Below are 10249 nucleotides of genomic sequence, written 5' to 3'. Positions count from 1 at the left end.
GGGCGAGTCGCTCTGATCGGCATCCGCGAGAGACGGCTCCGGAGAACAGGCGCTTTGCGGGTCCCGGCAGGCGTTGCGCCGGGCGCCTGGAGGGATCGGCGGCGGCCTTGGGGGCTGGGGAGAGAGGCGAGAGCGTGGGCCTCGCGAGGGGGGGCGGGCTTGTCGCGTCGCCGGCCTCGCGGACGGGAGGGGCCCTTGGGGCGAGCCGATGGCGCGCGCCGTCGGGGCCGCCCGGGACGCGGTGCGGCCGGGGGCGGAGGGGCGGCAGGGACGCGCGGCGCGGGGAGGACCGACGCGGGCAGGGCGGCGGCTCAGTCCTCGGGGTGGCTGGGGGCCTTGCCGGAGGGGGCGAGATAGGGGCGGGTGACGTCCTCGACCCGGATCTCGAGCGCCTCGACCTGAAGCGCGATCTCGCCGTCGCCGGCAAGCAGGATGCGCAATTGGCCGGAGGGGTCCTCGGGGTCGGGAGAGGGCGCGAACTCCATCCGCAGCACCGCCAGCACCTGCTCGCGGTCGGTCGGCGAGAGGCCGGCGGACTTCACCGAGCCGACGTTCTCGACCAGCACCACGCAGCGCACCCGCTCATAGGGGCGGCCGGCGCGCTCGGCGCGGGCGCGGTCCTCCCAGCGGAAGCGGTTGAGGAACAGCGCGAAACGTCGCTTGCGGCGCATCCAGGCGAGATCTCCCGACACGCCCGCGGCGTCCTGGAGAAGGGCGGAGACCACCTCGAGATCCTCGGGGCTCTCGGCCCTGAGGCGGATCGGCCGGTCGGCGGCATCCTCGAAACGCGCGTCGCTCATGACTTCCCCGTGTCTGCCTGGCGGCCGATGGCCGGCGCCCCCGCTCGCCTGCCCAGATAGGTGACAGGGGGCGGGAGTGGCAAGGGCGAGGGCGGAGACGGGGCGCCGGCGGGGCGTGTGGAGGATGCTCCCGATCTCGCGGAGACCCGGCGCGCGGGGGCTCTGCCGAACCCTCTCTCGCCGATCCAGGCCTTAGCGACTCGCCCGCTGGGGCGACGGCCAGGCCCGCTGCGGGCGGCGCGCGGCGCGATCCCCGCCGCCTTCGGACGACTCGCTGTTTGCGGCATCGGCGAGAGACGGCTCGGGCGACCCGGCGCCTGGCGGGGGGGCGGGCTCAGTCGCGCAGGCGGCGGATGTCGGCGCCGCAGGCCGAGAGCTTCTCCTCCAGGCGCTCGTAGCCGCGATCGAGGTGGTAGATGCGGCCGACCACCGTCTCGCCCTCGGCCGCGAGGCCTGCGAGCACCAGCGAGACCGAGGCGCGCAGGTCGGTCGCCATCACCGGCGCGCCCTTCAGCGCCGGGACCCCGCGGATCCTGGCCACGCCGCCGTGGACCTCGATGCGCGCGCCCATGCGCTGCAGCTCGGGCGCATGCATGAAACGGTTCTCGAAGATCCGTTCCTCGAGCACGCTTTCCCCATCGGCGAGCGTCAGCAGGGCCATCAGCTGGGCCTGGAGGTCGGTGGGGAAGCCGGGGAACGGCTCGGTGATCACGTGCAGCGGCTTCACGCGTCCCTCGGGGCGGGCGACCTTTATGCCGCCCGCGGTCTCGGACAGCGAGAGGCCCGCCTCCTCCATCCGGTCCCACAGGGCGCCGGCCTGGGCGCGGCGGGCGCCGAGCAGCTCGACCTCGCCCCCGGCGATGGCGGGGGCGAGCATGTAGGTGCCGAGCTCGATCCGGTCGGCGATCACCGGGTGGGTGGCGCCGTGGAGGGCGGCGACGCCCTCGATGGTGATCTGCGAGGTCCCCTCGCCCTCGATCCGGGCGCCCATGGCGCGCAGGCAGTCGGCGAGGTCGACGATCTCGGGCTCGCGCGCGGCGTTCTTCAGGACCGTGGTCCCCTTGGCGAGCGTCGCGGCCATCAGCGCGTTCTCGGTGGCGCCCACCGAGACCAGCGGGAAGTCGACGACCGCGCCCGTCAGCCCGCCCGGCGCCTCGGCATGCACGTAGCCGTCGCGCAGGTCGAGCCTGGCCCCCATCTTCTCGAGCGCCATCAGGTGCAGGTCGACGGGGCGCGCGCCGATGGCGCAGCCGCCGGGCAGCGAGACCTCGGCCCGGCCGTGGCGGGCCAGCAGCGGGCCCAGCACCAGGATCGAGGCGCGCATCTTGCGCACGATGTCGTAGTCGGCGCGCTGCGAGGCGAGGTCCGCCGCGCCGATCGCCAGCACCTTGCCCTCCTGCAGGGCCGCGATCTCGCAGCCGAGCGAGGACAGCAGCTCGCGCATGGTGCGGATGTCGGCGAGGCGCGGGGCGTTGGTCAGGGTCAGCGGCTCGTCGCTGAGCAGGGCGGCCGGCATCAGCGCAAGGCAGGCGTTCTTCGCCCCGCTGATCGGAATCTCCCCGTGAAGCGGCCTGCCGCCGCGGATCGCGATCCTGTCCATCCGCCCCTCCTGTCGTTCGGTTTCCGACCTGCGATAGCCCGCGCCGCGGGGCGGTTCAATGACGCCGGAGGGGCGAGGGCTGGGCGATGCGGGCGGGGAGGGGGGCGATGCGGGCGGAGTAGGGCGGGGCGCCGCGGGCGCGGCGGCGCGCCTCCGCTCGCGGCCGGCGGCGCGGGGCGTCCTTGGGTCAGCGCCGGGAGCGGGCGCGCCTTGCCGCGATCAGCTTGTGGGCGCGGGCGAGGTTGAAGGCCACCTCGTCCCAGTCGGGGGACCACTCGGACGTGCCGTCGGGCGCGGCCTCGATCAGCATCTCCTGCGCGCCTTCGGGGGCGGCGAGCCAGACCGAGAGGCCCGCGGGTCCGGACCTGGCCGGTGCGGTGCTGGCCTCTGGCGTGTCGGCCATGGCGAAGATGCGGTCGTCGACGCGGAAGGTCGGCGCACCCCAGGCCTGTTTTTCGACCGTGCGGGGCAGGGCGAGGGCGAGGGCCCGCAGGCGGAAGAGCGGGTCGGGCCTCGCGCTCATTCCTCGGGCGGATCCTCGCCGGCGGGAGCGTCGGGATCCTCGGCGGGGGCGGCCTTCGCGGCGCGGGAGCGGTCCTTGCGGCGGCGCAGGTTGGCGCGCAGGGCCTCGGCCAGGCGGGCCTCGCGCGCGGCGGCCCCGGACGCGGCCCCGGGCGCGGTTCCGGACGCGGTTCCGGACGCGGCGCCGGGTGCGGCGCGGCGGCGCGGGGCGGGCGGGGAGGGCGCGTCGTCGGTCATGCCCCCTGCCTAGCGCCGAGGGGGCGGCGCGTCCAGCGGGGGCCGCGGCGTCGGCCGGGCCGGCGGCGCGCCTCTCGGGGCGGGCGACGCAACGGCGTGAAAATTCGTTGCAGGAGGGGTCTTGCGCTCGGGCCGCGAACACGTCATTACCCGCCCCGCACCGCCGCAGTAGCTCAGTGGTAGAGCGCACCCTTGGTAAGGGTGAGGTCGGGAGTTCAATCCTCCCCTGCGGCACCAGCTCTCCCCCCCTATCGCTTGCGATCGTCAGTCTCCTGCGATCGTCGCCGCCCTCTCGCGGCCCTCGCCGACGGGCGGGCCGGGGCCGATCGCGGCCGCGCGCCCGGATCGGCGCGCGTCGCGGAGCTTGCCCGGCGCCGCCCGGCAGTGCGACAAGGACCGCGAACGCTTCGGGCCGCCTCGGCGGACCCCTCGGCGGGAGACGGTCGGGGGCGCCTGGGGGCGGCCCTCCGGGTCCCGCGCGCCGCCGTCCTTGCGCGACCGGGGCTCCGCGCGGTCCCGCGATCCCGCCGTATTCTGACCGCGCATCTGCTGACCGCGCCGTCTTCTGACCCCGCCTTATCCTGACCCCGTCCTTTCCTGAAATCAGGACCCTGCTGATGACCGACCCTCGCCACATCGTTATCGCCGGCAGCCACAACATCCGCGACCTGGGCGGCTGGCCCACGCCCCATGGCGAGACCGCCTTCCGTCGGGCGCTGCGCGCCGACAGCCTGCACCGGCTGGACGCGGCGGGGCTGGAGGCGCTGCGCGAGCTTGGCCTGGCGCTGGTCATCGACCTGCGCCGGGACGAGGAGCTGGCCGAGGCCCCCAATCCCTTCGCCCGCGGCCTGCCGGGGGTCGACTACCGCCATGTCTCGCTGTTCGAGGACCTGGACCCCACCCGCATGCCCGGGATCGACGAGGCCGAGCCGCTGCTGGGCCTGTATTTCCTGGCGCTCGACCAGCGGGGGCCGGTGTTTGTCGAGGTGCTGAGCCTGATCGCCCGGGCCGAGACCGGCGTCGCCCTGTTCCACTGCGCCGCGGGCAAGGACCGCACCGGGCTGATCGCGGCCTTCCTGCTGCTGCTGGCCGGCGCCGATGCGGAGACGGTGATCGCGGACTACGCCGCCACGGGCGCGCGACTGCCCTCGCTGCTGGCCGCGCTTGAGGCGGACGCGCGCGCCTCGGGGCGGGAGCTGAACGCCGCCTATCTCGACGCGCGGGCCGAGACGATGCAGGCCCTGCTGCGCCATCTCGAGGAGGACCACGGCGGGGCCGAGGCCTACCTGCGCCGCCATGGCATGGCCGAGGACGACCTGCAGGCCCTGCGCGCCCGGCTGCGCGCCACCGCCTGAGCCCGCGCGCCGGGGCCGGGAGGCGTCCGATCGGCGGCCGGGTTCGTTTGGCGCGCGCGGCTGCGGCCGGGGGCAGGGATCCGCGCCCGGCGAGGCGACTCGCCGGAGGGCGCGGCGATCGTGCGAGCGTCTCCGGGATTGCCGCGCGGCGGGGGAGTTGCTACGCGCCCGCCCTCCCGCCGCGCGAACGCGGCGCCGGCTGACGGGGCGCGATGCCAAGAGAGATCGAACGGAAATTCCTGGTCGCGAGCGACAGCTGGCGGCGGGACGTCGCGTCCAGCCAGCGCCTGCGCGACGGGTTGCTGGCCAGCGTCGAGGGCCGCAAGGTCCGGGTTCGCTGCCTCGACGACCGCGCCCTGCTGACGGTCAAGGGCCCGCGCGAGGGCATCAGCCGCGACGAGTTCGAATACGAGATCCCGCTCGCCGACGGCCTGGCGCTGCTGGGCCATTGCGCCGGCGCGACGCTCGAGAAGATCCGTCACACCGTCCCCTTCGGCGGCTTCGAGTGGAGCGTGGACGCCTATCGCGCCCCGCTGGAGGACGTGATCCTGGCCGAGATCGAGCTCCCCCACGAGGCGGCCGAGTTCCCCCGTCCGCCCTGGCTGGGCCGCGAGGTCACCGGGCAGGCGGAGTATCGCAAGATCAACATGCTTCGGGCGCGCAGCGGGGGCGGCTGAGGCGCAGGGCCCCGAGGCGGACCCGGCGAGAGGCGTTGCGCGCAGAGGTTGCAGAACGGGGTCGCCTCGCGGCCTGACTTGGGGTATAAAGGCGAAGTAATTCATAACGTTGCATGAGCCGAGCCTTCATCTTCCAGTCAGGTTTCGGCCAAGGGGTGGCTGCGTATGCGTATCTACGGCGTGATTGTCGCCGGCGTTCTGTCGTGTGTCGGAGCGCCGGCCTCGGCCGCGAATCTCTCGCTCCAGGATCTGATGAGCAGCTTCAGCGTCATCGCCTTGGATTACTGGGAGCAGGAGAACGCCACCCAGGTGTTCGGGCCGATGTATGTCGGCGGCGACGCCTATCTGCTGGGCTCGACCCTCAACGCGAGCAATGCCGGGAACGTCACCCTGCCGACCGCGGACGGGACCGGGACGCTGGCCGGGACGCTGTTCGTGGACGGCGGGATGGTCGGGCCGAGCGCCCCCACGCTCCAGAACGGCGACGCGCAGTTCGCCGGCGCGCCGAGCACGCCGCCGAACTTCAACGGCGGCCAGGCGTTCACCAATGTCGCCACGATGCCGACCGCGGCGATCAAGGCGCTGATGCCCGACGCCTCGTTTCAGCTCTCGCAGCTGAGCGCGACGGCGGGGAGCGGGTTCTTCTTCGACGACCCCGGCAGCTCCAGCCCCAACTCGCTGACCATCGAGACCGGCGCCGGCGTGAACGGGGTCGCGGTGATCAACGTCGACGGGGATTCGCTGGAGAAGAACTTCCAGAACACCTCGATCACGCTGAGCCAGGCGGCGGGCGTGACCACCACGATCATCAACATCAGCGGCAGCGGGCCCCGGGCGTCGTTCGGCAATATCAACGACTTCAACTCGGGCGTGGTGGTGAACTGGTACGAGGCGACGGCGGTCGAGATCGAGCACACCTTCGGCTACTCGATCCTGGCGCCGAACGCCGCGGTCTCGAACTCGGCCCAGGTCCGCGGATCGGTGGTGGCCAAAGAGCTCTACCAGAGCGGCGACATCCTGCAGACGACCTTCAGCGGCGCCCTGCCGGACGTCACGCCCGTGCCGCTGCCCGCGCCGGCCGCGATGCTGGCGGGGGGGCTGGCGCTGCTGGGCGCGGCGGGCCTGCGCCGGCGCCGCCGCTGAGGCCGGGGCCGCCCTTCGGGGCCGCCCTCATCGCTCGGGGCCGCCTTCGCCGAGGCTGACCCCGCGCGACCTCCCCCAAGGCCGATCCCCACGCGGTCCCCTGCGCCGACCCGACTGCGATGGCCCGACTGCGTTGGCCCGACTGCGTTGGCCCGACTGGGCTGACCCGACCGGGCTGGCTCGACGTCGGGCCTGCCGGCGGCGCCCGCTCGTCCCGGTCCGGGGCGAGGGGCGCGCGCAGGCTCAGTCGAGGGCGAAGAGGTCGCCGGTCAGGCGGCCCTGGTCTGCGTCGGTGCGATGGTTGTGGGGGCTGTCGTAGACGATCATCAGGCGGCGGTCCTCGCCCTCGCCCACGATCTCGAGCCCCTCGGCGTTGTCGCCGCCGCGCTGGATCACGAGGTCGAGGATCCGGGGCAGGCGCTCGCCCGCGATCACCTCGCGGTCGAAGTCGGCCGGATCGAGCGCGAAGACCGACTGCAGCGCCTCGTGATCCGAGATCGCGCCCGAGAGGATCAGCAGACGCTCGCCGTCCCAGGCGAGGTCGCGGATCCCCTGGCCGTTGAGGTCGAGCGCGTGGATCGCGTAGCGGCGGCCGTCGGCCCGCTTGGCGGGCTTCAGCTCGCCCGCGGCGGTCTCCTTCATCTCGAGGCGCACGATCAGCGCCCAGCCGCGCAGGACCGGGCCGCGCAGACCCAGGATCACCTCGTTGCCGCGGGCGGCGATGCCCTCGATGTCAAAGCCGTTCTCCTTGCAGGGCAGGTCGATGAACGGGGCGATCAGCGGGTCGCGGGAGAGCATCCGGCGCAGATAGGTGTCGCGGGTCCCGGTCATCGGCAGCATCGCGGCGCGGCGCCCGGGGGCGCCGTCGATCGGGTCGGCGGCGGCGACCGGCTCGAACCGGCCGTCGGCGCGCTCGACCAGCGGCAGGCGGCCGAGGAAGCCGCGGTTGGCGTCCCAGGCGATCGACGCGAGATCCTTGAGCTTCTTCTTGCCCGGCTTGCCGCGCTTCAACCCGTGGGAGCCGCAGACCCAGAGCCAGCCGTCGGAGACCGCGAGCCCTTCGATGTCCATCTCGCCCGTCGCGCCCTCGGGGAGCTCGAACACGAGACCGAGCGGGTAGGAGCGGTGGGCGCCCGCCTGGCCGGTGTCGGGGTCCCAGTCGAGGCCCTCGACAGAGGCGGTCTCGTCGCAGGTGACGAACAGGCTGCGGCCGGTGGCGGCGAGCGAGGAGACGTCAGCCCAGATCGGGTCGTCGACATGGGCGATCTGGTCGTGATGGGTGAACAGCATGTCCACGGTGGCCGCGCGCTCGCGGTCGAGCGGCAGGGGGCGGGGCGCGGGGGACGCGGCGGCGGTCTTGGCGGAGCGGGCCATGGGTCCTCGGGGCTGCAGGCGGGATGGCGTTGCGCAGATGTCGGGGCGCGAGGGGGCGAGAACAAGGCGGAGGCTTGGGGAGGGGAGCCTCGCGAGGCGGGGCTCGCTCGGCTTGCGCGCCTGCGGCGCGGGAAGGGCGCTTCTGAAACTCACCAGAGAACAGAGGGCGCGCCTGTTCTCCGCAGCCGTCCGTCGCTGCCGATGCCTGAGCGACTCGTCCGCAGGGGTCAAGGACAAGCCGGCTTCGCCGGTCGCTGCGCGATCCCTGACCCCTGCGGACGAGTCGCTCTTTACGGCATCAGCGACGGACGGCTCCGGAGAACAGGCGCTCGGCGATCCGTGGGGGGCGGGGCGCCGAGGCGTGAGGGGCGCGTCAGGCGCGGGCGGCGGCGTAGGTCTCGAAGGCGTCGAAGGCCGCGGCGTTGGCCATCGCGTCGCGGTTCACGGCCTTCGCGCCGTCGACGCCAAGCAGGAGCTTCTTGACCGGCACCTCCAGCTTCTTGCCCGAGAGCGTGCGCGGGATCTCGGGGACCTGCACGATCTCGTCGGGCAGGTAGCGTGGGCCGACCGAGGCGCGGATGGCGCTTCGGATCTTCTCCTGCAGGGGTTCGTCGAAGGCGACGCCGGGGCGCGGGACCACGAACAGCGGCATGAAGCTGTCGCGGCCGAGGTATTCGAGATCGACGACCAGGCTGTCGAGGATCTCGTCAAGCTCCTCGACGGCGCGGTAGATCTCCGACGTGCCAAGGCGCAGGCCGCGGCGGTTGATGGTGGCGTCCGAGCGGCCGTAGATCACCGCGCCCCCGGTGGGGGTGATGCGGATCCAGTCGCCGTGCTTCCAGATGTTGGGCCAGGTCTCGAAGTAGGACTCGGCATAGCGGGAGCCGTCGGCGTCGCCCCAGAAATACAGGGGCATCGAGGGCATGGGGCGGGTGCAGACCAGCTCTCCGACCTCGTTCACGACCGGCTCGCCGGCCTCGTTCCACGCCTCGACGCGGGCGCCGAGGAAGCGGCACTGCATCTCGCCCCGGCGCACGGGCAGCAGGATGCAGCCGCCGGTGAAGGCGCCCGCGAAGTCGGTGCCCCCGGCGATGGGGGTGATCCAGACGTCGGCGACGTTGGCCTGGATCCAGTCGTAGGCCTCGGGCGCGAGCGGCGAGCCGGTGGCGCCGATGGCGCGCAGGCGCGAGAGGTCGGCTTCGGCCTTCGGGACCGCGCCGGCCTTCATCGAGGCGGAGAAGAAGGCGGCCCCGGCCCCCACGAAGGTGCAGCGCGCGCGGGCGGCGAAGCGCCAGAGCTCGGCCATGTCGGGCTGGTTGGGGGCGCCGTCGAAGATCGCCACCGTGCAGCCGCGGGTCAGCGCGATGACCTGGCAGTTCCACATGATCCAGCCCGAGGCGGTCAGCCACATGAACGTGTCGCCTGCGCGGATGTCGTTGTGGAGCGGGAACTTGGAGCCCTCGAGCAGGATCCCGCCGTGGCCGTGCACGATGGGTTTCGGCGTGCCGGTGGTGCCCGAGGAATAGACGATCCACAGGGGGTGGTCGAAGGGCAGCGTCTCGGTCCGCGGAGGGCCGGCGTGGCCGGTGGTGACGGCGGCCCAGTCCTCCCAGCCATCGGGGCGGGGGGCCGCGAGGATCGGGACGAGGATGCGGCGCTCGAGGCCGGGGAGGCCGGCGGCGACCTCCTTGGCGAGGTCGAGGCGCGGGGTCTCGCGGCCGCCGTGGGCGTAGCCGTCCGCGGCGATCAGCGCCTTGGGGGTGATCTGGGCGAAGCGGCCGAGGATCGCGGTGGCGCCCATGTCGGGCGAGCACAGCGACCAGATCGCGCCGATCGAGACGGCGGCGAGGCAGGCGATCACCGACTCAGGCCCGTTGGGCAGGATCGCGCAGACCCGGTCGCCGGGGCGCACGCCCCAGCCGCGCAGGGTCTCGGCCAGCGAGGCGGCGCGGTCGGCGACCTCTCCCCAGCTGATCTCGCCCTCGCCGCGTTCGGAGCGGAAGCGCAGGGCGGGGGCGTCGCGGCCGTTGGTCTCGACATGGCGCCAGACCTGGTCGGCCCAGTTCAGGGTCGCGCCCTCGAACCACCTGGCGCCGGGCATGATCTTGCGGTCGATGACCCGGGTCTCACGGGTGGCGAAGGGCAGGTCCCAGAACTCGATGAGCGAGGTCCAGAAGCCCTCGAGGTCGGTGGTCGACCACTCCCACAGCGCGTCGTAGTCGGGGAAGGAGAGGCCGCGCTCGGCGTCGAGCCAGCGCATGTAGCGGGCCATCTCGGAGCTTTCGGCAAGCTCGCGGCTCGGGGTCCAGATGACGGGCTCTTCCGGGAACTCTTGGGTCATGCGCTCGGGTCTCCTCCCTTCGCCGGGGCGCCTGCTGGCGGGCGCCGGGTGGCGGTCGGCGCGGAGCATAGGGGGCGCGCGCGCGGTCGAAAAGGGAGGCGCCGCGTCGGGCCGGGCGCCCGGGGCGGGCGGCGCGCGCGCGGCGCGGTGCGGGCGGGGGCGCCGGGGACCGGGGTCGCGGGGCGGAAGCGGGGGGCGCG

At 73.7% G+C, this 10249-nt stretch carries 9 protein-coding genes and 1 tRNA gene; 4 read left to right on the top strand and 6 right to left on the bottom strand.

Annotated features, from left to right (window positions below; translation table 11 throughout):
• Window positions 1-311 precede the first annotated feature (311 nt).
• The 4 genes from AAC134_RS22775 to AAC134_RS22760 all read right to left on the bottom strand — a co-directional run bounded on the left by AAC134_RS22775 (window position 312) and on the right by AAC134_RS22760 (window position 3159).
• Window positions 312-800 (bottom strand): DUF2948 family protein, encoded by a 489-nt coding sequence (locus AAC134_RS22775; RefSeq protein ID WP_339951918.1) that lies wholly within the window; start codon window positions 798-800, stop codon window positions 312-314.
• Window positions 801-1134: 334 nt separating this feature from the next.
• Window positions 1135-2400 carry a UDP-N-acetylglucosamine 1-carboxyvinyltransferase gene (gene murA / locus AAC134_RS22770; RefSeq protein WP_339951916.1) on the bottom strand — a complete coding sequence of 422 codons (1266 nt, stop codon included), beginning with the start codon at window positions 2398-2400 and terminating at the stop codon, window positions 1135-1137.
• 187 nt (window positions 2401-2587) lie between these two features.
• Entirely contained in the window at window positions 2588-2923 is a 336-nt protein-coding gene (locus AAC134_RS22765) for an MmcQ/YjbR family DNA-binding protein (RefSeq protein ID WP_339951914.1), read from the bottom strand.
• Window positions 2920-3159 carry a hypothetical protein gene (locus AAC134_RS22760; protein WP_339951912.1) on the bottom strand — a complete coding sequence of 80 codons (240 nt, stop codon included), beginning with the start codon at window positions 3157-3159 and terminating at the stop codon, window positions 2920-2922. The genes AAC134_RS22765 and AAC134_RS22760 overlap by 4 nt, the downstream gene beginning before the upstream one ends.
• Before the next feature lie 162 nt (window positions 3160-3321).
• On the opposite strand from AAC134_RS22760, the gene AAC134_RS22755 reads away from it, so the two are divergent.
• The 4 genes from AAC134_RS22755 (at window position 3322) to AAC134_RS22740 (ending at window position 6334) form a co-directional block, all read left to right on the top strand.
• Window positions 3322-3396: transfer RNA gene (locus AAC134_RS22755), tRNA-Thr, on the top strand.
• A gap of 380 nt (window positions 3397-3776) precedes the next feature.
• Window positions 3777-4514, top strand: a complete 738-nt coding sequence (locus tag AAC134_RS22750) for a tyrosine-protein phosphatase (protein ID WP_339951910.1) — start codon at window positions 3777-3779, stop codon at window positions 4512-4514.
• Between the two features lie 212 nt (window positions 4515-4726).
• A complete protein-coding gene (locus tag AAC134_RS22745; protein WP_339951908.1) occupies window positions 4727-5191 on the top strand; it encodes a CYTH domain-containing protein in 465 nt (154 codons plus the stop codon).
• Between the two features lie 252 nt (window positions 5192-5443).
• Window positions 5444-6334, top strand: coding sequence for a collagen-binding domain-containing protein (locus AAC134_RS22740; RefSeq protein WP_339951906.1), 891 nt, complete (start codon window positions 5444-5446; stop codon window positions 6332-6334).
• A gap of 243 nt (window positions 6335-6577) precedes the next feature.
• Here AAC134_RS22740 and AAC134_RS22735 read toward each other — a convergent pair whose 3' ends face one another.
• Together AAC134_RS22735 and AAC134_RS22730 are read right to left on the bottom strand one after the other, a co-directional pair.
• On the bottom strand, window positions 6578-7708 hold the full coding sequence (locus tag AAC134_RS22735) for a DUF3616 domain-containing protein (RefSeq protein WP_339951904.1): 1131 nt from the start codon (window positions 7706-7708) through the stop codon (window positions 6578-6580).
• A 373-nt stretch (window positions 7709-8081) separates the two neighbouring features.
• Window positions 8082-10049, bottom strand: a complete 1968-nt coding sequence (locus AAC134_RS22730; protein WP_339951902.1) for an acetoacetate--CoA ligase — start codon at window positions 10047-10049, stop codon at window positions 8082-8084.
• Window positions 10050-10249 lie beyond the last annotated feature (200 nt).

Origin of the sequence: uncultured Albimonas sp., assembly GCF_963977235.1 — a bacterium.
Classification (GTDB): Bacteria; Pseudomonadota; Alphaproteobacteria; order Rhodobacterales; family Rhodobacteraceae; genus Albimonas.
Note: the sequence above shows the minus strand (reverse complement) of the source record. Positions and strands in the feature narration are given on the sequence as shown.